Source organism: Sphingomonas sp. MS122 (assembly GCF_049532975.1).
GTDB lineage: Bacteria > Pseudomonadota > Alphaproteobacteria > Sphingomonadales > Sphingomonadaceae > Sphingomonas.
In genome coordinates this window covers 1,367,009-1,391,660 of sequence record NZ_CP186695.1, presented here as the reverse complement: position 1 = coordinate 1,391,660, position 24,652 = coordinate 1,367,009, and the positions used below count along the sequence as shown (strand labels likewise).

Annotated in this window: 27 protein-coding genes; 11 read left to right on the top strand and 16 right to left on the bottom strand. The window is 67.7% G+C overall.

Annotated elements, in window-relative coordinates:
* Positions 1–18 precede the first annotated feature (18 nt).
* Positions 19–693: a peptide-methionine (S)-S-oxide reductase MsrA gene (msrA, locus tag ACO227_RS06685; RefSeq protein WP_423606287.1), complete on the top strand. Its 675-nt coding sequence runs from the start codon at positions 19–21 to the stop codon at positions 691–693.
* 4 nt (positions 694–697) lie between these two features.
* Here the strand turns inward: msrA and ACO227_RS06680 are convergent, their stop codons facing one another.
* Together ACO227_RS06680 and mgtE are read right to left on the bottom strand one after the other, a co-directional pair.
* On the bottom strand, positions 698–1,120 hold the full coding sequence (locus ACO227_RS06680) for a DUF1489 family protein (protein ID WP_423606285.1): 423 nt from the start codon (positions 1,118–1,120) through the stop codon (positions 698–700).
* A gap of 32 nt (positions 1,121–1,152) precedes the next feature.
* Positions 1,153–2,556 carry a magnesium transporter gene (gene mgtE / locus ACO227_RS06675; RefSeq protein WP_423606283.1) on the bottom strand — a complete coding sequence of 468 codons (1,404 nt, stop codon included), beginning with the start codon at positions 2,554–2,556 and terminating at the stop codon, positions 1,153–1,155.
* Between the two features lie 190 nt (positions 2,557–2,746).
* Between mgtE and ACO227_RS06670 the strand changes: the two genes are divergently transcribed.
* From ACO227_RS06670 to ribA, 4 genes are all read left to right on the top strand, one after another.
* The gene (locus ACO227_RS06670) at positions 2,747–3,205 is read left to right on the top strand and encodes a peptidylprolyl isomerase (protein ID WP_423606281.1); all 459 of its coding nucleotides are present in this window, start codon (positions 2,747–2,749) and stop codon (positions 3,203–3,205) included.
* 58 nt (positions 3,206–3,263) lie between these two features.
* Entirely contained in the window at positions 3,264–3,881 is a 618-nt protein-coding gene (locus ACO227_RS06665) for a LolA family protein (protein WP_423606279.1), read from the top strand.
* Positions 3,882–4,193: 312 nt separating this feature from the next.
* Positions 4,194–4,991, top strand: coding sequence for an exodeoxyribonuclease III (locus ACO227_RS06660; protein ID WP_423606278.1), 798 nt, complete (start codon positions 4,194–4,196; stop codon positions 4,989–4,991).
* Complete coding sequence (gene ribA / locus ACO227_RS06655; RefSeq protein ID WP_423606276.1) at positions 4,988–6,061, top strand: GTP cyclohydrolase II; 1,074 nt, start codon at positions 4,988–4,990, stop codon at positions 6,059–6,061. Before ACO227_RS06660 ends, ribA begins: the two co-directional genes overlap by 4 nt.
* A 12-nt stretch (positions 6,062–6,073) precedes the next feature.
* Here the strand turns inward: ribA and ACO227_RS06650 are convergent, their stop codons facing one another.
* Both ACO227_RS06650 and ACO227_RS06645 read right to left on the bottom strand, forming a co-directional pair.
* A complete protein-coding gene (locus tag ACO227_RS06650) occupies positions 6,074–6,748 on the bottom strand; it encodes an HAD family hydrolase (protein ID WP_423606274.1) in 675 nt (224 codons plus the stop codon).
* Positions 6,745–7,413 carry a YggS family pyridoxal phosphate-dependent enzyme gene (locus ACO227_RS06645; RefSeq protein WP_423606273.1) on the bottom strand — a complete coding sequence of 223 codons (669 nt, stop codon included), beginning with the start codon at positions 7,411–7,413 and terminating at the stop codon, positions 6,745–6,747. Before ACO227_RS06645 ends, ACO227_RS06650 begins: the two co-directional genes overlap by 4 nt.
* A 22-nt stretch (positions 7,414–7,435) precedes the next feature.
* On the opposite strand from ACO227_RS06645, the gene ACO227_RS06640 reads away from it, so the two are divergent.
* Positions 7,436–7,993, top strand: a complete 558-nt coding sequence (locus tag ACO227_RS06640; protein WP_423606271.1) for a thiamine phosphate synthase — start codon at positions 7,436–7,438, stop codon at positions 7,991–7,993.
* Here the strand turns inward: ACO227_RS06640 and ACO227_RS06635 are convergent.
* Positions 7,966–8,688: a hypothetical protein gene (locus ACO227_RS06635; RefSeq protein WP_423606269.1), complete on the bottom strand. Its 723-nt coding sequence runs from the start codon at positions 8,686–8,688 to the stop codon at positions 7,966–7,968. The two genes, ACO227_RS06640 and ACO227_RS06635, sit on opposite strands and share 28 nt — an antisense overlap.
* 172 nt (positions 8,689–8,860) lie before the next feature.
* Between ACO227_RS06635 and ACO227_RS06630 the strand changes: the two genes are divergently transcribed.
* From ACO227_RS06630 to holA, 4 genes are all read left to right on the top strand, one after another.
* Entirely contained in the window at positions 8,861–9,310 is a 450-nt protein-coding gene (locus ACO227_RS06630; protein WP_423606267.1) for a DUF3576 domain-containing protein, read from the top strand.
* Positions 9,311–9,427: 117 nt separating this feature from the next.
* A complete protein-coding gene (leuS, locus tag ACO227_RS06625) occupies positions 9,428–11,932 on the top strand; it encodes a leucine--tRNA ligase (RefSeq protein ID WP_423606265.1) in 2,505 nt (834 codons plus the stop codon).
* The gene (gene lptE, locus ACO227_RS06620; RefSeq protein ID WP_423606264.1) at positions 11,929–12,441 is read left to right on the top strand and encodes an LPS assembly lipoprotein LptE; all 513 of its coding nucleotides are present in this window, start codon (positions 11,929–11,931) and stop codon (positions 12,439–12,441) included. Before leuS ends, lptE begins: the two co-directional genes overlap by 4 nt.
* On the top strand, positions 12,438–13,460 hold the full coding sequence (gene holA, locus ACO227_RS06615; RefSeq protein ID WP_423606262.1) for a DNA polymerase III subunit delta: 1,023 nt from the start codon (positions 12,438–12,440) through the stop codon (positions 13,458–13,460). Before lptE ends, holA begins: the two co-directional genes overlap by 4 nt.
* Positions 13,461–13,466: 6 nt before the next feature.
* On the opposite strand, the gene ACO227_RS06610 is transcribed toward holA, so the two are convergent.
* From ACO227_RS06610 to ACO227_RS06580, 7 genes are read right to left on the bottom strand one after another with little or no spacing between them, the layout of a single operon-like run.
* Complete coding sequence (locus tag ACO227_RS06610; protein WP_423606261.1) at positions 13,467–13,937, bottom strand: hypothetical protein; 471 nt, start codon at positions 13,935–13,937, stop codon at positions 13,467–13,469.
* A gap of 39 nt (positions 13,938–13,976) precedes the next feature.
* On the bottom strand, positions 13,977–14,897 hold the full coding sequence (locus tag ACO227_RS06605; RefSeq protein WP_423606259.1) for a ParB/RepB/Spo0J family partition protein: 921 nt from the start codon (positions 14,895–14,897) through the stop codon (positions 13,977–13,979).
* Positions 14,894–15,673 (bottom strand): ParA family protein, encoded by a 780-nt coding sequence (locus ACO227_RS06600; protein ID WP_423606258.1) that lies wholly within the window; start codon positions 15,671–15,673, stop codon positions 14,894–14,896. Before ACO227_RS06600 ends, ACO227_RS06605 begins: the two co-directional genes overlap by 4 nt.
* Positions 15,670–16,278, bottom strand: a complete 609-nt coding sequence (rsmG, locus tag ACO227_RS06595) for a 16S rRNA (guanine(527)-N(7))-methyltransferase RsmG (protein ID WP_423606257.1) — start codon at positions 16,276–16,278, stop codon at positions 15,670–15,672. The genes ACO227_RS06600 and rsmG overlap by 4 nt, the downstream gene beginning before the upstream one ends.
* Positions 16,275–18,110 carry a tRNA uridine-5-carboxymethylaminomethyl(34) synthesis enzyme MnmG gene (gene mnmG, locus ACO227_RS06590; protein WP_423606255.1) on the bottom strand — a complete coding sequence of 612 codons (1,836 nt, stop codon included), beginning with the start codon at positions 18,108–18,110 and terminating at the stop codon, positions 16,275–16,277. Before mnmG ends, rsmG begins: the two co-directional genes overlap by 4 nt.
* 56 nt (positions 18,111–18,166) lie before the next feature.
* Entirely contained in the window at positions 18,167–19,462 is a 1,296-nt protein-coding gene (gene mnmE / locus ACO227_RS06585; protein ID WP_423606253.1) for a tRNA uridine-5-carboxymethylaminomethyl(34) synthesis GTPase MnmE, read from the bottom strand.
* Positions 19,459–19,698, bottom strand: a complete 240-nt coding sequence (locus tag ACO227_RS06580; protein ID WP_423606251.1) for a DUF6489 family protein — start codon at positions 19,696–19,698, stop codon at positions 19,459–19,461. The genes mnmE and ACO227_RS06580 overlap by 4 nt, the downstream gene beginning before the upstream one ends.
* Positions 19,699–19,880: 182 nt before the next feature.
* Between ACO227_RS06580 and ACO227_RS06575 the strand changes: the two genes are divergently transcribed.
* A complete protein-coding gene (locus ACO227_RS06575; RefSeq protein WP_423606250.1) occupies positions 19,881–20,573 on the top strand; it encodes a dienelactone hydrolase family protein in 693 nt (230 codons plus the stop codon).
* A gap of 57 nt (positions 20,574–20,630) precedes the next feature.
* Here ACO227_RS06575 and ACO227_RS06570 read toward each other — a convergent pair whose 3' ends face one another.
* The 4 genes from ACO227_RS06570 to hemE form a co-directional block, all read right to left on the bottom strand.
* A complete protein-coding gene (locus tag ACO227_RS06570) occupies positions 20,631–21,308 on the bottom strand; it encodes a YjbE family putative metal transport protein (protein WP_423606248.1) in 678 nt (225 codons plus the stop codon).
* Between the two features lie 171 nt (positions 21,309–21,479).
* Entirely contained in the window at positions 21,480–22,736 is a 1,257-nt protein-coding gene (gene rho, locus ACO227_RS06565; RefSeq protein ID WP_423606246.1) for a transcription termination factor Rho, read from the bottom strand.
* Positions 22,737–22,882: 146 nt separating this feature from the next.
* On the bottom strand, positions 22,883–23,338 hold the full coding sequence (locus tag ACO227_RS06560) for a CopD family protein (protein WP_423606244.1): 456 nt from the start codon (positions 23,336–23,338) through the stop codon (positions 22,883–22,885).
* On the bottom strand, positions 23,335–24,375 hold the full coding sequence (gene hemE, locus ACO227_RS06555) for a uroporphyrinogen decarboxylase (RefSeq protein ID WP_423606243.1): 1,041 nt from the start codon (positions 24,373–24,375) through the stop codon (positions 23,335–23,337). Before hemE ends, ACO227_RS06560 begins: the two co-directional genes overlap by 4 nt.
* Positions 24,376–24,652 lie beyond the last annotated feature (277 nt).

Here is a 24,652-nt window from a genome sequence, read left to right as displayed (position 1 = left end):
CGCCAGCTCCTTCTTCTGATGCGTGCTGCCGCGCTCGGTATCGCCGGCCTCGCGAGCCTGGGCTTCATGTCCATGGCCGGCCTGGTCCCGCCGCTGACGGCGGCCGCCGCCGAGAAAGCGGTGGCGATTCCCGCCTCCACCACCGATGTCGCGCCCGCACCCGGCAACCAGGTCGCGGTGCTCGCGGGCGGCTGCTTCTGGGGCCTGGAAGCCGTGTTCGAGCAAGTGAAGGGGGTGCGCGACGTCACCAGCGGCTATGCCGGCGGCAGCCGTTCGACCGCCACCTATAATCAGGTATCTACCGAGCGCACCGGCCACGCCGAAGCAGTTCGCATCGTCTACGACCCGCGCCAGGTGAGCTATGCCACGCTGCTGCGCATCTATTTCTCGGTCGCGCACGACCCTACTCAGCTCAATCGTCAGGGCCCCGATACCGGCCCGAGCTATCGTTCGGCGATCTTTCCGCAGAATCCGGGCCAGGCGCGTGTGGCACGGGCCTATATCGAGCAGCTCGGCAAGACCGGCGCCTATGGCAAGCCGATCGTGACCAGGATCGAGCAGGGCCAGTTCCACCTCGCCGAGGCCAGCCACCAGGATTTCGCGCGGCGCAACCCGACCCACCCCTATATCGTGCGCTGGGACAAGCCCAAGGTGGCGGCGTTCCGCGCGGCCTTCCCCTCGCTGGCGCGCTGACGCGTCAGACGATTCCCAGCTCGGCCAGCTTTCCCGCCAGCTCGGGCGGAAGCGACGCCGTGTCGCCGGTGCCGAGATCGGCCGGCGCGTCCCTGTCCTCGAGATAGCGCCAGCCCTGGTGCGCGCGCTTGGGGCGCGGCTGGACCAGGATCAGCTCGGACGTGAGATGGATCGCGACGCGGCCGCCTTCCGCTTCGCCGAAGCTCAGGATCGGCGTGCGCCCGACGAGCTGGTGCTTGATGATCCAGAACAACGAGCCGCCGCTGCCGGTTGCGGGGGCGATCTCCTCGTGGCGCTTGGGCAGGTAGCGCGTCGTCAGGAACGCGGTCGGGCCGTGCGCGGCGCGCAGCGCCAAGCGCTCGCGCAGATAGTCGATGCTGTCGCAGCCATAGGCGACCTTGGTGAGATGAAGCGGCACGCCCTCCATCTGGGCAATGCGCGCGTCCCGATCAAGCCAGTCTAGCCGGTGAGGCCGCTCGCGCTGGCGAGACCGAGGAAGACGAGGAAGCCCATCGAGTCCGTGGTCATGGTGACGAACACCGACGACGCCACCGCGGGGTCGGCGCGAAGGCGCTGCAGCGCGAGCGGCACCAGCACGCCCGCACAACCGGCGATGACGATGTTGGCGAGCATCGCGGTGGCGATGACGCCGCCGAGCAGCGCGTTCTGGAACACGAGCCCGACGCCGCTGCCGAGCACCGCGGCGATCGTCACGCCGTTGAGCAGCGCGACGTTGATCTCGCGGCGGATCGCACGCCAGGTATTGGCCTCGGTCAGCTGGTTGGTGGCGAGCGCGCGGACGGTGACCGCCATCGTCTGCGTCCCGGCATTGCCGCCGACGCCGGCGACGATCGGCATCAGCGCGGCGAGCGTCACCATCTTGGCGATGGTCCCCTCGAACAGCCCGATGATCGTCGCCGCGACCATCGCCGTGCCGAGATTGGCGATCAGCCAGCGCACGCGGACCTTGTAGGAATCGACCACGGGCTCGTTGATGTCGCCCTCGCCCGCGCCCGACAGGAGCAGCGCGTCCTCGCCCGCCTCCTCGGAGATGATGTGGACGACGTCGTCGACCGTGATCATGCCGACCAGGCGCCCGCTGTCGTCGACCACCGCGGCCGAGATCAGCGCGTATTTCTGGAAGATCAGCGCGACTTCTTCCTGGTCCATCGCGACCGGGATCAGCGTCTGCTCGCGCTTCATGACGTCACCCATCGCCACCGCGCGCGGGGTGCGCAGGATCCACGACAGCGCGCAGGTGCCGACCGGCTTGTGTCCGGGGTCGACGACGAAGATCTCCCAGAAATCGGTCGCCAGCTCCTCCTCGCCGCGGAGGTAATCGAGCACGTCGCCGACGGTCCAATGCTCGGGCACCGCGATCAGCTCGCGCTGCATCAGGCGGCCGGCGGATTCCTCGGGATAGGAGAGCGCTTCCTCGATCGCGGCGCGGTCGTCGGGGTCGAGGGCGCGCAGCACGGCGCGCTGGTCCTCTTCCTCCATGTCCTCGATGATCGCGACCGCGTCGTCGGTATCGAGCTCGGCGGCGATGTCGGCGACCTCGTGCGGGTCGAGCGCCTCGATCAGCTCGTCGCGCACCCAGTCATTCATCTCGGCCAGCACGTCGCCGTCGATTAGGCCCGAGATCGCGGCCGCGAGCGCATGGCGCTGGTCGGCGGGGGTCAGCTCGACGAGATCGGCGATGTCGGCGGGATGGAGCGGCTCGACCTTCTCGCGCGCCGCCTCGACCTCGCCGCTCTCGACCAGGTCGAGCACGGTACGGACGAATTCGGGGCTCAGATGGTCGTGCGATTCGCGCGCGGCGGTCTCGGGCACGGTGTGGGTGGTGTCGGTCTCGTCGGTCATCGAGCCTTCCCCTGTCCGGCGCCTGTTCCTCCCTCTAACGCGCTCGAATCGCGCTGCCAATCCGGACTGTTTCGGTTTGGAACGCGCCCGGGCGCATTGGCGGCACCGGCTCGCGTTACCCGATTTGCAACCGGGCGCACACACGCCTAGGTGGCGCGCGACATAATGTGTTTTTGGAGTTGCAGTTCAGATGGCCGACCTCCCCACCCGCCTCGTGATGACCCTCGACACCGGCGACGTGCATATCAAGCTGCGTCCCGATCTCGCGCCCAAGCATGTCGAGCGGATCACCAAGCTCGCCGACAGCGGCTTCTATGACGGCGTCGTGTTCCACCGCGTGATCGACGGGTTCATGGCGCAGGGCGGCGATCCCACGGGCACCGGCATGAGCGGGTCGAAGGAGCCCAACCTCCCCGCCGAATTCAGCCGCGAGCCGCATGTCCGCGGCGTGTGCTCGATGGCGCGCACCAACGATCCCAACAGCGCCAATTCGCAGTTCTTCATCTGCCTCGACGACGCGACCTTCCTCGACGGCCAGTACACGGTGTGGGGCGAGGTGACCGAGGGCATGGAGCATGTCGACGCGCTCCCCAAGGGCGAGCCGCCGCGCAACCCGGGCAAGATCGTCAAGGCGCGCAGCGAAGGCTGACGGTTCACGACGGGTTCAACGCGGAACCCGCAGGGGATCGGATATGTTTGGCAAACCCATGAACATCCGACCCCTGGCGGCTCTGGCCGCCGTCGCTCTTCCGCTCAGCCTGCCCGCCGCCGCGCAGCAGCAGGGCACGCTCGCGCAGGTGCAGCAGCACCTCAAGGCGAGCCAGACGATGACCGCGGCGTTCGCGCAGACCGACCGCGCGGGCAAGACGCTGAGCGGCACGCTCACGCTCAAGAAGCCGGGCAAGGTCCGCTTCCAGTATCAGAAGGGCGTGCCGCTGCTGATCGTCGGCGACGGCAACGCGCTGTGGTTCATCGACTATTCGGTGCGCCAGGTGTCGCGCTGGCCGGTCAAGGACTCGCCGCTCGGGGTGCTGCTCGACCCCAGTCGCGACCTCTCGCGCTATGCCAAGGTCGTTCCGACCGGCAATCCGGACGTGGTGAGCATCGAGGCGCACGATCCCAAGCGGCCCGAATATGGGCGGATCACGATGGTGTTCGCGCGCAACGCGGCCGCGCCCGGCGGGCTCATGCTCCAGGGCTGGGTGGCGCTCGACAGCCAGAACAACCGCACCACGGTGCGGCTGTCGAATCAGCGCTTCAACGTGCCGGTGAGCGACGGAGCGTTCCGCTGGAACGACCCGCGGAGGACCGGCGGCCGCCGCTGACACGCGTATTCATCCTGGCGACAGCTTTCGGCCGCTAACACCGATCGTGCGGACGGGGCTTTCGGGATTTTTCCCCCTGTTGCCCGAACTGGTCCTGTCCCGCCTGCGTGACGAACGCCAGGTCGGCCCTCGCTCCATGCCCCCGGAGCGGGGGCCTTTGGCGTTTTGGGCGCCGCTAGCGCGGTCGGTTCGGCACCAGCCCGCTCCCCCACCCGGCACCCCAGCGGTAGCATCATATGGGTGGCCGGGGGAGCGAGCTGGTGCCGCAAACAACAAAGCGTCTCTCTGGCGTAGCGCGGCTTCCCCGATTACATGCCGGCTCCAATGAAGATCGCATCCTGGAACATCAACTCCGTCCGCTTCCGCATGGAGATCGTCGAGAAATTCCTCCGCGAGGAGGCGCCCGACATATTGTGCCTGCAGGAAACCAAGGTCATCGACGGCGACTTCCCGCACGCGCCGCTGCGCGCGCTGGGCTATGACCACATCATCATCCACGGCCAGCGCATGCATCACGGCGTCGCGATCGTCAGCCGCGTGCCGGTGAGCGAAGACGACCGGCTCGACTGGCAGGCCAATGGCGAGGCGCGCCATGTCGGGGTGCGGCTGCCCAACGGCGTGCGGCTCGAGAATGTCTATGTGCCCGCCGGCGGCGACATCCCCGACCGCGAGGTGAACCCCAAATTCGGGCAGAAGCTCGATTTCGTCGAGCGCATGACGCGCTGGTCCGAAGGGCTCGGCGACCTGCCGGTGATCGTGACCGGCGACTTCAACATCGCCCCGCTCGAATGCGACGTGTGGAGCCACAAGCAGCTGCTCGACGTGGTGAGCCATACCCCGATCGAGGTCGAGGCGCTGGCGCGGCTGCAGGCGGCGAACGACTGGGTCGATCTCGGGCGCCGCTTCATCCCCGCGCCCGAGCGCTGCTTCACCTGGTGGAGCTATCGCGCCAAGGACTGGGCCGCGTCGGATCGCGGGCGGCGGCTCGACCATATGTGGGCCAGCCGCGACGTGGCCGCCAAAGCGACCGCGCACCGTGTGTGCGAGCCGTGCCGCGGCTGGCTCAAGCCGTCGGATCACGTCCCGATCGTCACCGAGTTCGATTTTTGAGCGACGCCGGCCCCTCGGACCCCAGAGCGGCCGCTCGCGCGATCGATGCGCTGCGCCGCGGGTGGCCGATCGTGATCCGCGGGACCGAGGGCACGCTGGCGCTGCTGGCGATCGAGACCGCGGACGCCGCGCGACTCGCCGAGTTCGATCCCGGAGGCACCGCGCCGGTGCTGCTTTCGGCGGGACGCGCCGCGACGCTCAAGCTCGCCAACCAGCGCGATGCCGCGACCCCCGATGCGCCCGTCCTGGTCGGGCGCGCGCCATGGCTCGATTTCGACGGCGCGGTGGCGCTGGCCGATCCGCAGCTCGACCTCGCCACGCCGTTCAAGGGTCCGTTCCGCGCGATCCCCGTGCCCGTGCCCGATGCGGCGGCGGCGGCGCTGCGGCTGGCGCGGATCGCGGGGCTGCTCCCGGCCTTCTTCGCCTATGAAGGCGAAGCCGGCGAGACCATCACCCCCGCCGATATATCGGCGCATGAGCATCCGGCCCGGCTGCGTATCGTCACCCGCGCGCGCTTGCCGGTGGCGGGTGCGGAAGATGCCGAGATCGTCGCCTTCCGCACGCCCGAATCGCCCGACGAGCATGTCGCGCTGCTGATCGGACAGCCGACGGGGGCGCCACCGCTGGTGCGGCTGCACAGCGAGTGCCTGACCGGAGACGTGCTCGGCAGCCTCAAATGCGATTGCGGGCCGCAGCTCCATGCCGCGATCCACGCCATCGCGGACAGCGGCTGGGGCGTCCTGCTCTATCTGCGCCAGGAGGGGCGCGGGATCGGGCTGATCAACAAGCTGCGCGCCTATGCGCTGCAGGACCAGGGGTTCGATACGGTCGATGCCAATACCCGGCTGGGTTTCGCGGTGGATGCGCGCGACTTCGGCGTCGCCGGACGGATGCTGCAGCTGCTGGGGCAGGATCGCATCCGGTTGCTGACCAACAACCCGGCGAAGGTTGCCGGGCTCGAAGCCACCGGGATCGCCGTCGCCGAGCGGGTCCCGCACAGCCTGCCGCCCAACCCGCACAACGAACGCTATCTCGCGACCAAGCGCGACCGCACCGGGCACCAGCTCTAGGCGGCGCGAACGTCAGGCGAGCAGCCGCGCGACCTCGCCGAAATCATGCGCGATGTCGTGGACGCCGATCGCGCGGAGGCGCTCGTCATGCCCGACTCCGCAATGGCTGCCCGCACAAAGGCCGATGACATGCGCGCCCGAAGCCACCGCACCGGTCGCACCCACGGGCGAATCCTCGAGGATCGCGCAGCGGACGATATCGACACCGAGCGCGTCTGCGGCATGGAGATAGACGTCCGGCGCGGGCTTGCCACGCTTCACATGCTCGCGGCCGCTGAAGATCTTGCCGCCGAACGCGTCGCGGATGCCGAGATGGTCGAGATGCGTGGTGATCCAGCGCGTCGAGCTCGACGAGGCGATGGCGCGGGGCAATGACTCGGGCAGCGCGCGGATGAAGGCGACCGCACCGATCACCGCCTCGATGCCTTCTTCGAGCGCACGGCGATCCTCGACCGCCCGGGCCTCATGGAAATCATCGGGAAGTGGCCGGCCGATCCAGCGCTCGATCGCGCCGAGGAAATCATGGCCCGACAACCCCATGAAATGCGTCATCGCGTCTTCGGGCGTGGTCGGATGGCCGATCCCGGTGAGATATTCGGCGACCTGGCGGTTGCCGGCATATTCGCTCTCGAGCAGCACCCCGTCGAAATCGAAGATCAGCGCGTCGAAACGGATCGGGAGGCTCATGCCCGCGCTCCGAACAGGGCCGTGCCGACACGGACATGGGTCGCGCCCAGCGTCACGGCGGTCTCGAAATCGTCCGACATGCCCATGCTGAGCCCGACGACGCCGTTGTCGCGCGCCAGCTTGGCGAGCAGCGCGAAATAGGGCGCGGCCTCGACCCCGAAGGGCGGGACCGCCATCAGGCCGGCGAGCGGAAGCTCCGCGGCGCGCGCTTCGGCAAGCAGCGCGGGAAGATCCACGACCGCGCATCCGCCCTTTTGCGGCTCGTCGCCGATATTGACCTGGACGAAGCAGGGCGGGCGGCGATAGGCCTTGTCCATCGCACGCGCGAGCGCCGCGATCAGCGAGGAACGGTCGACCGCATGGATCGCGTCGAACAGCGCGACCGCATCCTCGGCCTTGTTCGACTGGAGCTGGCCGACGAGATGGAGCGCGATGCCTGGCGTCTCGTCGCGCAGCATGGGCCATTTCGCCGCCGCCTCCTGCACGCGATTCTCGCCGAACACGCGCTGGCCGGCGGCGATCAGGGGCCGGATCGCATCCGCCTCGTGCGTCTTCGAGATGGCGATGAGCGTGACATCGCCGGGCGCCCGGGCGGCGATCCTCGCGGCGCGGGCGATTCGGTCATGGATGGCGGAGAGGCGCGAGTCGGCAGTGTCGGATGACATGCGCGCGGCTATAGGAGGGGCGATGCCTTGCCGCCACCCCTCCCGCAACCGCGAACTGCCGCGCCGCTGGCTGATGACCGATCCGCGCATGGGCGAGGCGCTCTGGGATGCGCTGGCGACATTGCCACACGGGGCCGGCGTCATCCTGCGGCATTACGAATGGCCGAAGTCCAAACGGCGGAAGCTGTTTGTTAAGCTGCGCCGGATTGCCACGCGCCGGGGTCTCGTCCTGGTCGTTGCCGGGCACGAGAGGCTGGGCAGCGGCGCGGCCGGGAGCCATGGCCGGCATCGCGGTGCACTCACCGCACCCGCGCATTCGCGCCGCGAGGCGATTGCCGCGGTTCGCGCCGGCGCGCAGCTGCTGTTCGTCTCGCCAGTCCACTCGACTCGTTCCCATCCCGGCGCGCGCGCCTTGGGGCCGGTGCGGCTCGGGCTGATGACTCGCGATCTCGGCGTGCCGGTGATCGCACTCGGCGGCATGGACGAACGGCGCTGGCGCGCGCTCAGGCCATTAGGCGTTCACGGATGGGCAGGAATCGACGCGTGGGCGCGTCAGAACCGGATCGCGGTGCCGACATAGACCGCCTGGCTGTCGCGCCGGTTGTCGGTCAGTTGCGGCAGGCGGTTCTCTTCGGACTTGTAACGCACGCCCGCGGTGAGATCGAGGTTGCGGGTCAGCGAGTAGGAGCCGCCGACATCGATCGAATAGTTGGGGTCGGCGGCGATCAGGCGCGGCGTCCCCTCGAGCGGACGCTCGGTCGCCGCCTTGATCCGGCCCGAGGCGCGCTTGCCGGTATAGGTGACGCCCAGGTCGAGCGCCTCGCGGCTGCCGGGCTGGCCGGCCAGGTCGAGCTTCGAGAGATCGCCCGAGATGGCGAAGCGCTTCCAGCCCACCGACACGCCGAGATTATAGGCGATCGGCTGGAGCGTGACCGAGGCGGGTGCCGCGGCGCCGCGATCGGCAACCGCCGCGATCGGCCGCGGGTTGCGCGCGCGCACCGCGACGGTGACGCTGCGGCTGGCGGAGCGTGCCGAATCGGCCGGGGTGAAGCGGAAGCCGCTGCCCGACAGCCCGGCGCGGGCAAGCGCCGCGGCGAGCTTGGGATCGGCCGCGGCGGGAGTGAAGGTGCCGATGCTGGCGATCGAAACCGCGCGCTTCTGCGCGACTCGCTGCTGCTGGGGCGCGGTCTGGGCGAGCAGCGCGGGCGCGACGACGAGGCCGGCCGCGCCCAGCGCGCCGATCCCCATGCCAGTCGTGAGTCGCCGAACGCTCATTTCAACCCCTACCGTATCTAGGCGCCTACCATGATTCGGCCGCAATGTTCCACCGGCGGAATCGCTTTTTACTCCGACTGTTGCACAAGGCGCACAGCGGCAACGCTTGCGGCGGACGCATGACCATCTATAGATGCTCGCGACCCATAGAGTTTCCCATAGGAAGATGCCGATGAACCGCCTGTTGCGCACCGCGATCCTGGGCAGTGTTGCCCTGAGCATGACGGCGTCGCTCGCCGCATGCGGCGGCGGCAAGGACCGTCCGCGCGCGGACCTCGCCGCGTCGAAGGTGACGACGATCGGCGTCAATGCCTATCTGTGGCGCGCGTCGCTCGACACCATCTCGTTCATGCCGATCGTGCAGACCGACTCGAACGGCGGCGTGATCGTCACCGACTGGTATGTGAACCCGAACCTGCAGACCGAGCGGATGAAGGTGACGATCGCCATCCTCGACCAGGATCTTCGCGCCGACGCGCTCCGCGTCGCGGCCGTGCGGCAGGTCAACCAGAACGGCCAGTGGGTGGACTCGCCCGTCGAGGCGGCGACCGTGCAGAAGCTCGAGGACATCATCCTCACGCGCGCGCGCGACCTGCGCCGCGCCGCGATCGTCGGGGATTGAGAGTTCCCTTTTAGTTTGGCGGTGCCGGCCCGCTCCCTACCCGGCCACCCAACGCCAGTATATTCTATGGGTGGCCGGGTGGGGGAGCGGGCCGGTGCCGAGACCCAAAGGAAAAGCATGTCGCGGTTCAACGCGCTGAAGGCCGATTCCGCGTGGCAAAAGGTCTGGGAAGATCGCCAGACCTTTGCCGCGGACGACAATTCATCCAAGCCCAAATCCTATGTGCTCGAGATGTTCCCCTATCCCTCGGGGCGCATCCATATGGGGCATGTCCGCAACTACACGATGGGCGACGTGCTCACGCGCTATCGCCGGATGCGCGGCATGGAAGTGCTCCACCCGATGGGCTGGGATGCGTTCGGTATGCCGGCCGAGAATGCGGCGATGGAGAAGAAGGTCCATCCCGGCGCCTGGACGCGCGACAATATCGCGACGATGCGCGCGCAGCTGAAGCGCCTCGGCCTCGCGATCGACTGGACACGCGAGCTGGCGACGTGCGAGCCCGATTATTACGGGCACGAGCAGGCGCTGTTCCTCGACCTGTTCGCGAACGGGCTGGTCTATCGCAAGGAATCGACGGTCAATTGGGACCCGGTCGACATGACCGTGCTCGCCAACGAGCAGGTGATCGACGGCCGCGGCTGGCGTTCGGGCGCGCTGGTCGAGAAGAAGAAGCTCAACCAGTGGTTCCTCAAGATCACCGACTTCGCCGACGAGCTGCTCGACGGTCTCGGCACGCTCGACAAATGGCCCGACAAGGTGCGGCTGATGCAGGAGAACTGGATCGGCAAGTCCGAGGGGCTGCAGTTCCGCTTCGAGCTCAGCGACGGGGGCGAGGTCGAGGTCTTCACCACCCGGCCCGACACGATCTTCGGGTCGAGCTTCGTCGCGATCGCGGCGGATCATCCGATCGCGCGCAAGCTCGCGGAGACGAGCCCGGAAGCCGAGGCGTTCATCGCGCAGTGCAAGCTCGGCGGGACCACCGCGGCGGAGCTGGAGACGCAGGAGAAGCTCGGCTTCGACACCGGCATCCGCGCGATCCATCCCTTTGATCCTGCTTGGGAATTGCCGGTCTATATCGCGAATTTCGTGCTGATGGACTATGGCACCGGCGCGGTGTTCGGGGTGCCGGCGCACGACCAGCGCGACTTCGAATTCGCGACCAAATATGGGCTGCCGATCCGGCGCGTCGTCTCCGACGGCGACAAGACCGCACCCGAATTCACCGATTCCGAGGCGTATAGCGGCCCCGGCACGCTGGTGAATTCGCACTTCCTCGACGGCATGGACGTGCCCGACGCCAAGCGCGAGGTGATCACTCGCGCCGAAGCCGGCGGCTGGGGCACCGGCACCACCGTATGGCGCCTGCGCGACTGGGGCGTGTCGCGCCAGCGCTATTGGGGGACGCCGATCCCGATCATCCATTGCGAAGCCTGCGGCGTGGTCCCCGCCCCCCGCGCGTCGCTGCCGATCGTGCTGCCCGAGGACGTCTCGTTCGACATCCCCGGCAATCCGCTCGACCGCCACCCGACCTGGCGCCAGGTCGACTGCCCGAGCTGCGGCAAGCCGGCGCGACGCGAGACCGACACGCTCGACACCTTCGTCGATTCGAGCTGGTACTTCATCCGCTTCGCCAGCCAGCCCGGCGACAAACCGTTCGACCGCGCTGTCGCCGAGCAGTGGCTGCCGGTGAACCAGTATATCGGCGGGGTCGAGCATGCGATCCTGCACCTGCTCTACGCCCGTTTCTGGACGCGAGCGCTCAAGCGCATCGGCAAGCTCGACGTGGCCGAGCCGTTCGCCGGGCTGTTCACCCAGGGCATGGTCACGCACGAGACCTACAAGGCGGCCGACGGCCGCTGGCTGTCGCCGGGCGAGGTGGTGCGCAAGGGCGAGATCTGGGTCGAGGCATCGAACGACGCACCGGTCACCGCCGGACGCATCGAGAAGATGTCGAAGTCCAAGAAGAACACCGTCGATCCCGAGCCGATCGTCGACCAATATGGCGCGGACGCGGTGCGCTGGTTCGTGCTGTCGGACTCGCCGCCCGAGCGCGACCTCGAATGGACCGAGAACGGCATCGAGGGCGCATGGCGTTTCGTCCAGCGGCTGTGGCGCCTGTTCGACGGGCTGGGTGAGTGGCAGGGCGAGGACAAGGCGCTCGACCGCAAGCTGCACCAGACCATCGCGGGGGTCGCCGCGGACATCGAATCGCTGCAATTCAACAAGGCGGTGGCCAAGCTCTACGAGCTGGTCAACGCGATCGAGAAGGCGCAGCCGAGCGCATCGCGCGCAACCGCGATCCGCACGATCATCCTGCTCGCCGCGCCGATGACGCCTCACCTCGCCGAGGAGGCCTGGGCCGCGATGGGCAACGAGACGCTGATCGCCGACGCGCAATGGCCGCAGGTCGATCCCGCGCTGCTGGTCGAAGACGAAGTGACGATCGCGCTCCAGGTCAACGGCAAGCTGCGCGACACGGTGAAGGCAGCAAAGGGCGAAGCGAAGGACGCGCTGGAGGCAATGGCCTTGGCAAACCCCAATGTGCAGCGCATTCTGGAGGGCGCGTCCCCCAGGAAGGTGATCGTGGTGCCCGATCGTCTGGTGAACATCGTCGCATGAGACTCGCCGCGGCCTTGCTCGCGCTTGGCGCGCTTGCACCCGCGCTGGGCGGCTGCGGGCTGCGGCCGCTCTATGGCGGCGGCGTGGGCGGGCCGGTGCAGACCATGCTGTCGGGGGTCGAGGTCGCGCCGATCGAGGGCGAGGCCGGGTGGCTGGTCGCCAACGCCGTGCGCGACCGGATCGAGGCGACACGCAGCGGCACGCCCGCCTATCGGCTCGAGATCAAGCTCGACGACCGCATCGAGGGCCTGGGGGTGCGTCGCGACGACGTGGTGACGCGCGAGCGCCGCACGCTGCGCGCGCGCTACCAGCTGGTCGAGCTCGCCACCGGCCAGACCGTGCTCGACGCCACCGCGGGGTCGGACGCGGGCATCGACGTCGTCGGATCCGAATATGCGACGATCGCCGCGGAGAAGAGCGCGCTCGAGCGGCTCTCGGGCATCGTCGCCGACCAGATCGTCGCGCGCCTCGCCCGCTACGCGCGCAGCACCGAAACCAAGGGCCAGTGAAGGCCAGCGAAGCGCAGATCCGCGCGCGGCTGGACAAGCCGGGGCCGGATATCCGCCTGTTCCTGCTCTACGGCCCCGACGAGGCCGGCGCCAACGATCTGGCCGCGCGGCTCGGCCGGGCGATGGGCAGCGAGGCGGAGCGGATCGATATCGAGGGATCGACGCTCAAGGCAAATCCGGGCCGGATCGCCGAGGAAGCGGCGTCGCTCTCGCTGTTCGGCGGCGCACGCTATGTCCGGATCAGCGGGATCGACGACGATTCGACCGAAGCGGTGCGGCTTCTGCTCGATGCCGAGGTCGCAGGCAATCCGGTGGTGGCGGTCGGCGGCGCGCTCAAGGGCACCGGGCGCCTGCTCAAGCTCGTGCTGGCGGCGCCTGCGGCGATGGCGCATGCCTGCTACATCCCCGATGCGCGCAGTGCCGCGCAGCTCGCCGCGGGAATCGCGCGCGAGAATGGCCTGCGGCTGGTGGGCGGCGCGGCCGAGCGGCTCGCGGCGCTGTCGGGCGGCGACCGCGCCGTGCTGGCGCGCGAGATCGAAAAGCTGTCGATCTATCTCGACGCCGCGCCGGACCGCCCGCGCGAGGCCGGGATCGCGGCACTCGAGGAGATCGGCGCCGACCTCGGCGAAGCCGAGATGCATGGCGCGATCGAGGCGGTGGTCGAGGGGCGTGCGGCCGAGATCGGCGTCGAGCTCGCCCGGCTCGAACATGCCGGCGTCTCGGCGATCCCGCTGCTGCGCCAGCTCGTGCGCCGCCTGATGAGCCTCGCCGAGATGCGCGCCGATATCGACCGCGGCGCCTCGCCCGACGAAGTGGTCAAGAAATACCGCGTGTTCTTCAAGGAAGAGATGAGCACCAAGATCGCGCTGCGCCGCTGGACGAGCCCCATGCTGGCCCGCGCGGTCGAGCGGGTGCGCGAGGCCGAACGCGGGATGACGCGGGCTGGCGGAAACGCGGGACAAGTGATCGCCGACGAGGCGCTGGCGACGCTGGCACGCGCCGCGGCGCGGGCACGGTGAGCGCGCCTACCCCCAGAATTTCCACCAGGGCTTTCGCGCCACGATCCGCTCGGCATGGCGCGTACCGGCAACGGCGTGCTGATAGACGCCGGCCTGCGGTTCCTTGATGCCGGCAGGCCGCGGGAACGCCCGCGCTTGGCCCAGCAGAAGGTTGGTGATCACGAAACCCAGAAGCTGCACGTGGTAGCCCGGATCCGCATTGTCGAGGACTTCCGAGGAACAGACGGCTTCGCCGACTGCGCATCCCGTGGGCGATGGCTGAAGCGTCACGCGATAAAAGGCCTGCCCCGTCCAGCTCCGATGAAAGTACAGGTTCGGCGCCTCGAAATAGACGAACCACTTGTCTTCCATCGCTTGCGGCACCAGGCCGTGCTGCAGAAGCTCGAACTGCGCCAAGCTGAATTCGGCATCATAAGGGATGGCAGTCACCGCGCCGAAGGGAAGGTGCTTCCAATCGTCCGCCCTAGCCATCGCCATGTTCGCTATTCCCCGCAAACATTCAACTATATGTTTTAATTATATTTTCTCGCCCGTCAGCCGCTGGCAGACCATGTCGAGCTGGTCGAGCGTCGAATAGGCCAGCGTCACCGTGCCGCCCTTCTCGCCATAGCTGATGCGAACGTTGAGACCCAGCACGTCGCCGAGCTGACGCTCCAATGCGGCGATATCGGCATTGGCGCCGAGATCGGAAGTCAAGCTCGCCCTCCCCGCTGGCCTCGGCTTGGCCTCGCGCGCGAGCTTCTCGGTCTCGCGCACCGACAGGTCGCGCTCGATCACGATTCGCGCGAGCTTCTCGGGATCAGGGGCACCGATCAGCGCGCGCGCATGGCCCATCGTCAGTTCGCCCCCGACGACGTGCTGGCGTACGCTCGGCGGCAGATCGAGGAGACGCAGCAAGTTGGCGATGTGGCTGCGCGACTTGTGGACGATCCGCGCGAGCGCCTCCTGGGTGTGACCGAACTGGCCGATCAGCTTGGCATAGGCCTCGGCTTCCTCGATCGCGTTGAGGTCCTCGCGCTGGATGTTCTCGACGATCGCGATTTCGAGCGTCTCGGCCTCGTCGAGGTCGCGGACGATCACCGGCACCTCGTGCAGCCGCGCGCGCTGCGCCGCGCGCCAGCGGCGCTCGCCGGCGACGATCTGATATTCCTTGCCATGCGGCCGCACGACGATCGGCTGGATCAACCCGCGCGCGGCGATCGACTTGGCGAGCTCGTCGAGCGCGTCCTCGTTGAAATGACGGCGCGGCTGTTCGGGATGGGGCTTGAGCGAACTGACCGGAAGCATGCGCACGCCCGCCGAAGGCTCGGCACCGGGGCGGATCGGCTCCTCGCGCTCGACATCGCCGAGCAGCGCGCTGAGCCCGCGGCCGAGACCGGGCTTGGGCTTGCGCAGCGGCGTGACGGAGCCGGTGGTGGATGGGATTTCGTCGGTCATGCAGCCTTCCTCAGCCTGGGCAGGCGATCGATCACTTCGCGGGCAAGCGCGATATAGGCTTCGGATCCGGCGCAGCGATAATCGTAGATCAGCGCGGGCAAGCCATGGCTCGGCGCTTCGGAGAGGCGGACGTTGCGCGGGATGACCGTGTCGAACACGACTCGGCCAAGCACCGCGCGGACATCATCGGCGACCTGGTCGGTCAGGCGATTGCGCCGATCATACATGGTGAGGACCACGCCGAGGATCGACAAGCCAGGGTTAAAGCGGCTGCGGATCCGCTCGACCGTGCTGAGCAGTTGGCTCAACCCTTCGAGCGCGAAGAATTCGCATTGCAGCGGCACCAGCAACGCGTCCGACGCCACCATCGCGTTGATCGTGAGCAGGCCGAGCGAGGGCGGGCAATCGATCAGAACCACGTCCCAGCGCTGCTCGCTGCGGTCGATCGCCGTGTCGAGCCGATGGGTGCGCGCATCGAACTCGATCAGCTCGATCTCCGCGCCCGAGAGGTCGACCGTCGCCGGGACGATATCGAGGCCGGGCACACGCGTGGCGACCACAACCTCCTCCAGCGTGGCGTCGCCGACGAGCAGGTCGTAGGTCGAGCGATCGCGATCGGCACGATTGATGCCGAGGCCAGTCGAGCAATTCCCTTGCGGGTCCAGATCGAGCAGGAGCACGCGTTGCCCCGTCGCGGCGAGCGCGGTGCCGACGTTGATCGCGCTCGTCGTCTTGCCCACCCCACCCTTCTGGTTCGCAATGGCGATACAGATCATCTCGGGCGGACCTCCCTGGCGACGACGATGAGTGAATCGGGAGCCGTGATGCTCGGTTCCACGTGGAACGAACCATGCCAGTTGCGGCGTGCTTCTTCCACCTCCGATTGCGCGTTCCGTCCCTTTGGCAGCACCCAGACTGTGGAAGACGTGGATCGATGCGCGGCGATACGAAACAGCGCGTCCAGCGAGGCGACGGCGCGCGCCGAGATCACCGCGGCAGGCCCAGCTGTGCGCTCGATCCTGGCGGTGTGGATCGCCACATTGGAGAGCTCGAGTTCAGTCGCGGCGCGAGCGAGGAAATCGGTGCGGAGCTTGCGTGGTTCGACCAGTTCGATCGGCTCGTCCCGCAGCATTGCGATCACCATCCCCGGCAACCCCGCGCCGCTGCCGATATCGAGCCATAATCCTTTGTCGGGCGCCGCGCCCAGCAACTGCGCCGAATCGACGATGTGGCGCGTCCAAATCTGCTCCAGCGTGGAAGGGGCGATCAAGTTCTGCCGCCCGGCCTCCTCACGGAGGCGCGACACGAATGCGGCCAACAGCGTTTCACGTGAAACACCATAACGGTCGCGGACCCACGCCCTGGCATCGTCCTCAGTCACGCGGCGCGCCGGATATGGAGCATGATCGCGGTAAGCGCCGCAGGGGTGATTCCGCGGATGCGCGAGGCATCGCCGATCGTCGCGGGGCGCGCCGCCGCAAGCCGCTCGATCATCTCGTTGGAGAGGCCGGGGATCTCGGCATAATCGAGTGACAGGGCGATCGGCGTGCCATCTGCGCGAGACATCGCCGCCTGCTCCGCCGCTTGGCGCTCGAGATAGGGGGCATAGCGGGCATCCTCGATCAGCTCGGCGAGCAGATCGGGATCGGCGTCCCCGAGGCCGATCCGGAGATGCGCGACGCCGACGCCCGGAAAGCGCAACCACTCGAAGGCGCTGCGCCGGGCGCCATCCTGTGACACGGGTGCGCCCGCCCTGCCGAGTTCGTGCGCCGTGCGCGCCACGCCAAAGGCAGCATCGAGCGCGGCACGCGCTGCGCGTCGGCCGTCGAGATGAGCGCGGCGCGCCTCGCCGATACAGCCCGCGGCCTCGCCGATCTCGCCAAGCCGCGTCTCGGCATTGTCCGCCCGCAGCCGCAACCGGTATTCGGCGCGCGCGGTGAGCATGCGATAGGGTTCGGTGACGCCCTGAAGCGTCAAATCGTCGATCATCACGCCGATATAGCTGAGCTCGCGCGGGAGGATCATCGGGGCATGAGCGCGCGACAGGGCCGCCGCGTTCACTCCCGCGACCAGCCCTTGCGCCGCCGCCTCCTCATAGCCGGTGGTCCCGTTGATCTGGCCGGCGCAGAACAGACCGGCCACGTCGCGGCTCTCCAGCGTCGCCGCCAGTGCGCGCGGGTCGACATGATCATATTCGACCGCATAGCCGGGTGTGACGATCGCGGCCCGTTCGAGCCCCGGGATCGACGCGATCATCGCCCGCTGGACGTCGGTCGGTAGCGAGGTCGAGAGGCCGTTGGGATAGACCAGATGGGAGTCGAGACCCTCGGGCTCCAGGAAGACCTGGTGCCCGTCGCGATCGCCGAAACGGAAGATCTTGTCCTCGATCGAAGGGCAGTAGCGCGGCCCACCCGCCTCGATCGCACCACTGAACAGCGGCGACCGGTCGAGCCCGCCACGGATGATCGCGTGCGTCTCGAGCGTCGTGCGCGTGATCGCGCAAGCGAGCTGAGGCAGGCGCGGGGTTCGGGTGAGCGGCGACATGCGCCACGGTTCGGCGTCGGACGGCTGCTCCTCGAGCCGGCCCCAGTCGATGCTGCGTCCGTCCAGGCGCGGCGGCGTCCCGGTCTTGAGACGGGTCACGGGCAGACCCAGCTCGCGGAGCTGCAGCCCGAGCGCAGTCGCCGCGCGTTCGCCGACCCGGCCGCCGGCTTCGCGCTCCTCGCCGCGGAAGATGCGGCCACCGAGGAAGGTGCCGCTGGCGAGCACCACGGCGCCGCACGCGAGCAACTCGCCGCCCTCGAGCTGGATGCCGGCCGCCCTGCCCTGCTCGATGACGAGACCGATTGCCTCACCGGCGACGATGTCCAGGCCGCGCTGCGCCGCAAGCATCTCCTGGATCGCCGCCGCATAACGTTTGCGATCAGCTTGGACGCGCGGTCCCTGCACCGCGGGTCCCTTGGAGCGGTTGAGCAGGCGATAATGGATCGCGGCGCGATCGGCAGCACGCGCGATCAAGCCGTCGAGCGCATCGACTTCGCGCACCAGATGGCCCTTGCCGAGGCCGCCGATCGCCGGATTGCACGACATCGCGCCGAGCGTCGCGGGATCGAACGTGACGAGCGCCGTGCGGGCGCCGCAGCGCGCCGCAGCGGCTGCCGCTTCGGTGCCGGCATGGCCTCCGCCGATCACGATCACATCCCAGGTCCGCATGCTCCGGCCAAATAGCCTCGGCGCTCTCCCGGGTCAAAAGCGTTCCACGTGGAACATCATTTGCCGATGCAGAAGCGGCTGAACAACGTGTCGAGCATCGACTCCACATCCGCCGCACCGGTGATCCGGTCGAAGGTCCGCAGCGTGCGGCGCAGGTCTTCCGCGATCAACAACGTGTCCTCGCCGGCGGCCGCGCTTCTCACGCCTTCAACAGCGATCGCGACGAGGTCGCGCTGGCGGCGGTTGAGCAGAACGGCGTCGTTCGCCGGAAGCAGCTCGCGGGCGATTGCATCGATCGCCTGCCAGAGCGCCGCCACGCCCTCCCCATTCTTCGCCGAGACGGGGAGACGACCGGCGGGCGCATCACCCCGATCCGCGGCATCGGCCCGGGCGTGAAGCAGGAGATGCGGCCGCGTGGCAACCTCTACCGGGGGTGCCTGATCGTCGAGCCACAGGATCAAGTCGGCTTCTGCCAGCGATTGCTGCGCACGGTCGATCCCGATGCGCTCGACAATATCCGCAGGCGCATCGTGAAGGCCGGCGGTGTCGGTCAGCAGATAGGCGATGCCTTCGCGCATCACCGGCGCTTCGATCCGATCGCGCGTGGTTCCCGCCAGCGGCGAGACGATCGCCGCCTCGCGCTCGGCGAGCGCGTTGAGCAAGGTGGACTTGCCCACATTGGGCGATCCCGCGAGTACCACGCGGATGCCATCGTGAAGGCGCTCGACCGCGGGCTGATCGAGCGCGGTCTCCATTTCCCTCGCGAGCGCGCCGGCCTGGCGGCGCACGCGATCGAGCAGCTCGCCTTCCGCGGCGACATCCGCCTCGTCGGCATGGTCGAGCGACGCCTCGATCACGGCCGACAGCTGCAGCGCGCGGGCGGTCCATTCTTCGATCTGTCGACGGATACCGCCTTCCGCGGCGCGCAGCGCGGTGCGGCGCTGTGCTTCGGTCTCCGCGGCAAGCAGATCGGCAAGGCCTTCAGCCTCGGTCAGGTCGATCCGGCCATTGGTGAGCGCGCGGCGGGTAAACTCACCCGGTTCGGCACCGCGCAGCCCGGGTGTCGCGGCGAGTGCAGCCTCGACCGCGCGGACCACCGCGCGACCGCCATGAAGATGAAGCTCGGCCAGATCCTCACCAGTCGCGGTTCGTGGGCCGGGAAAGACCAGGACCAGTGCCTGGTCGAGATGCGCATCCCCATCGCGCAATGTCCGCAGGGAGGCTTGCCGAGGCGCCGGCAGCGCCCCCGCGAGCCGCTGGACCGCGGGAAAGGCATGGGGTCCCGAGATTCGCAGGATCGCGATCGCCGCCGGCGGCTGGCCGCTCGACAGCGCAAAGATGGTGTCGGTCACTCGCCGCCGCTGCGCTTGCCCATATCGAACATGCCGCGCCAGAAGTTCATCCCGGCCTCGCCCATCGGCATCCAGCCCTTCATCATCGTCTCGATCATCTCGGGATTGACCATCCCCTTGTCCATCGATTCGAGCAGCATCTTGATGTAATGCTCATGGACCGGCGTGAAATCGGGCAGCCCCATCGTACGACGCGCTTCCTCCGGGGTGCAATCGATCTCGACATTGATCTTCATCGGCTTTCTTCTCCGCTTGAGCCCGCCTAAGCCCTATTGAGCCCGAACCCTGCCCTGCCCTACGCTGCGACCATGTATGCGCGTGACCGTGCCCCGATCGCAACGCCCATCAGCTCGATCCGGATCAGGGCCGATGGACCGCGCCTTCGCAACGAGCGGCACCATCTTTGACGGAGAGCGACATGACGACGATCACGATCGAAAGTCTCGACGGCAGCGGCAGCTTCCAGGCCTATCGCGCCGATCCTGAAGGCAGCCCGCGCGGCGCGATCGTCGTGATCCAGGAAGTGTTCGGCATCAATCCGGGCATTCGCCGAAAATGCGATGCGCTGGCGGCCAAGGGCTATGCTGCCTTTGCCCCCGACCTGTTCTGGCGGATCGAGCCGGGCATCGAGCTCGATCCCGATATCCCCGAGCAGCTGCAGCGCGGCCTCGACCTGCTCGGCAAGTTCGACCAGGACAAGGGCGTCGCCGATATCGAGGCGACGATCCGCGCCGCCCGCGCCGCGACCGGCGGCAAGGTCGGCGTGGTCGGCTACTGTCTCGGCGGCCGCCTCGCCTATATGACCGCGGCGCGCACCGATTCCGACGCCAGCGTCGGCTATTACGCCGTCGGGATCGACGGGCTGCTCGGCGAGAAGCATGCGATCGCCAACCCGCTGATGCTGCACATCGCCGGCGACGACGGCTTCGTGTCGAAGGACGTACAGAAGGCGATGCACGAAGGGCTGGACGACCATCCCCGAGTGACGCTGCACGACTATCCCGGCGAGGACCATGGCTTCGCAACCGAGATGGGCAAGCGGCGCTCGGAAGCCGCCGCACAGCTGGCCGACAGCCGCACCGAGACGTTCTTCGCGGCGCATATCGGCTGATACGAAAAGGCGGCGCCCGGTTCAGAGCGCCGCCTATTTCGCTTCCGGATCAGAAACTTAGCTGAGCAGCCGCAAGATTCCCACCTGGTGGTCGACGATGCCGTCGTAGATCATCTTGCCGGCGACATAGAGGATCACCAGCAGGCCGATCCACGCGATCCAGCGATAGCGCTCGATATATTTGGCGATGATATTGGCGGCGACGCCCATCAGCGCGACCGCGATGACCAGGCCGACCATAAGGATGCCCGGATGATCGCGCGCCGCGCCCGCGACCGCGAGGACGTTGTCGAGGCTCATCGAGACATCGGCCACGGCGACCGCCCAGGCCGCGCCGGCAAAGCTCTTGGCGGACTTGAGGCCGGAACGTTCGTCGCCCTCGATCTCGGGCGATCCCGCGCTCTCGCCGGCATGAACGATCTCGCGGTACATCTTCCACGCGACCCACAGCAGCAGCACGCCACCGGCGAAAACGAGGCCGATCACCTGGAGAAGCTGAGTCACCACCAGCGCGAACGCGATGCGCAGCACCAGCGCGGCGACGATGCCGATCAGGATCACCTTCTTGCGCTGATCCGGGGTAAGCCCAGCGGCGAGCGCACCGATCACGATCGCATTGTCGCCGGCGAGCACGATGTCGATCAGGATCACCTGACCGAAGGCAAGCCAGGCCGACGCGCTGCCCGAGAACAGTCCCGCAAAATCGTGGACGATATGCCCCCACAGTTCGGACATTGCTTCCCCTTTTCAGCTGGCTGCAGACGCGCGACCAACGCGCCCCGCCGGTATCCGTTCAATCCATGTCCGTCATGGGCAAAGCCCATGACGTCGGCCGAGCGGCATTGCCGCTCGCTGGCCGGGCCGGCGGGGTCCTGAATTAGCTACTCTAATTCAGGCACCGCTCGGTCACTGATTCATGCTGTCGAAGAAGTTCTCGTTGCTCTTTGAGTCCTTCATCTTGTCGAGCAGGAACTCCATCGCGTCGACGGTGCCCATCTGCATGAGGATGCGGCGCAGCACCCACATCTTGCTGAGCGTGCCCTTCTCGACCAGCAGCTCTTCCTTGCGGGTACCCGACTTGCCGACGTCCATCGCCGGGAAGATGCGCTTGTCGGCGACCTTGCGGTCGAGCACGATCTCGGAGTTGCCGGTGCCCTTGAACTCTTCGAAGATCACCTCGTCCATGCGGCTGCCGGTGTCGATCAGCGCGGTGGCGATGATCGAGAGCGAGCCGCCTTCCTCGATGTTGCGCGCCGCGCCGAAGAAGCGCTTCGGCCGCTGAAGGGCATTGGCGTCGACGCCACCGGTAAGCACCTTGCCCGAGCTCGGCACGACGGTGTTGTAGGCGCGGCCGAGGCGGGTGATCGAGTCGAGCAGGATCACGACGTCCTTCTTGTGCTCGACCAGGCGCTTGGCCTTCTCGATCACCATCTCGGCGACCTGGACGTGGCGCGTCGCGGGTTCGTCGAAGGTCGAGGAGACGACTTCGCCCTTCACCGAGCGCTGCATGTCGGTGACTTCCTCAGGCCGCTCGTCGATGAGCAGGACGAGCAGGAACACCTCGGGATGGTTGTCGGTGATCGCCTTGGCGATGTTCTGCAGCATCACCGTCTTGCCGACGCGCGGCGGGGCGACGATCAGCGTGCGCTGACCCTTGCCCTGCGGCGAGACGATGTCGATCACCCGCGCCGACTTGTCCTTCTGGGTCGGGTCGGCCGGGTCGAGCGTGAGCTTCTGCTCAGGATAGAGCGGCGTCAGATTGTCGAAATTGACGCGGTGGCGCACCGCCTCGGGATCGTCGAAATTGACGCTGACCAGCTTGGTCAGGGCGAAATAGCGCTCGCCGTCCTTGGGCGCACGGATCTCGCCTTCGACCGTGTCGCCGGTGCGCAGGCCGAACTTTCGCACCTGGTTGGGCGAGACATAGATGTCGTCGGGGCCGGCGAGATAATTCGCCTGCGGGCTGCGCAGGAAGCCGAATCCGTCCGGCAGCACCTCGATCGTGCCCTCGCCCATGATCTGCTCGCCATTCTCGGCCTGGGCCTTGAGGATGGCGAACATCAGGTCCTGCTTGCGGAGCGTCGAAGCGCTCTCGACACCGAGCTCCTCGGCCATGCTGACCAGTTCGGCGGGCGGGGTTTTCTTCAAATCTTTCAAATGCATGGGGGAAGTCCGTGTGCGATCGCTGAGATGGTTTTCGGGCGTTGGAACGCGCGGCGATGGCTTGAGGAAAAGGAAGGCGCCGGCCGCCGCCAGGACGGCGACGCGACAGGCGCGGCTTAGGATTCGTGCCGATTCAAGTCAAGCGGTCAGAAGGGCCGGACCACCGCAAGGATAACGATCAGCGCGACGAAGATCGCGGGAAGTTCGTTGAGCATGCGCAACCGCCGCGGGCTGAGATTGCCCTGACCGGTTGCCAGCCGCTTGGAGTAACCCACCGCCCAGCTGTGATAGCCCGAGAGCAGAATCACCAGCAGCAGCTTGGCATGGAGCCAGCCGAGGTTCGGAGCACCCTCGAACAGGCCGAGATTGGCTGCCAGCGCAAGGCCGAGGATCCACACCACCGCCATCGAGGGCACCAGGATCACGCGGCGCAACTTGGCCTCGCGATCGGCCCAGGCCTTGGCCTGGACGGGATCGCCGAGCGCTTCCTGGTGATGGACGAGGTAGCGCGGCAGGATGAACAGGCCGGCCATCCAGAAGATGACGAAGATGATGTGAGCGGCCTTCACCCACAACCACGCCGCGCCCAGAAATCCGGTCACTTGGCTGTCCCCCGAACGAATTCGACCAGCTGCTCGACATGGGCGATCGGCGTGTCCGGCAGGATACCGTGCCCGAGATTGAAGATATGGGGGCGATCGGTGAAGGCATCAAGGATACGCCGCGCCGCCGCTTCGAGCTCGGCGCCCCCGGCGATCAGCGCGAGCGGGTCGAGATTGCCTTGCACGGGCAGGCCCTCGGGCAGCTCGCGATGCGCCCACGCCGGATCGACCGTCTCGTCGAGCCCGATCGCATCCACGCCGGTCTCGCGCGCATAGGCGGCGAGCTTGCCCCCCGCGCCCTTGGGGAAGCCGATGATCTTCACCTGCGGGCACCGCGCGCGCAGCCCTGCGACGATCGCGGCGTTGGGCGCGATCACCCAGCGCTCGAACTGAGCCGGCGAGAGCGACCCCGCCCAGCTGTCGAACAGCTGCACCGCCTCGACCCCGGCCTCGACCTGCTTCGCGAGATAGTCGACCGACATGGTGACGATCGCATCGATGATCGCGCCGAACGCGGCGGGATCGCGATAGGCCATGCGGCGCGTCTCGCTCTGGTCGCGGCTGCCCTGTCCCGCGACCATATAGGTCGCGTTGGTCCAAGGGCTCCCTGCAAAGCCCAGGAAGGCGGTCCGAGGCGGCAAGGCGGCTGCGACCCGGCGGACCGTGCCATAGACTGGATTCAGCCGCTCAGGGGCCGCTGTGAGGTACTCCAGCGCATGATCGACGAGCCTGGGGGCAAGCCGCGGGCCTTCGCCGGTCTCGAACCACAGATCCTGACCCAGCGCATACGGCACGACGAGGATGTCGGAGAACAGGATCGCGCCGTCGAAACCGAAACGGCGGATCGGCTGGAGCGTGACTTCCGCTGCCGCTTCGCTGTCGTTGACCAGCTCGAGGAACCCGCCCTTTTCGGCCCGCAGCGCGCGATATTCGGGGAGATAGCGGCCGGCCTGACGCATGAGCCACATCGGCGGCGCATCGACGCGTTTCCCTGACAGCACGTCGAGCAACGGCTTGGATTTCGAGAGGCCGGTCATTCCATCTTTCAGAAGAAGAAAAGAATCTAGGAAGGATGTTGTTGTGTGTTGGTGCGTGGATCGCGGGGCTTAGGCGTTCGTGCCGGTTCTGCCAACAGATTGACGGCGCGGGCGCCCGCGATTCCCCGCAGAGTCGCGCGGGCCGTCCACATCATCCACAGCCTGTTCGTGCATCCGTGCCCATGTGGAACGCGTTGTGGATGACGTGGCCGTCGCGGGGAGCGATCGGCCCGCTTGGCGTGCCCTTTGCGTTGCGCTAGCGATTTTGCGCATGTTT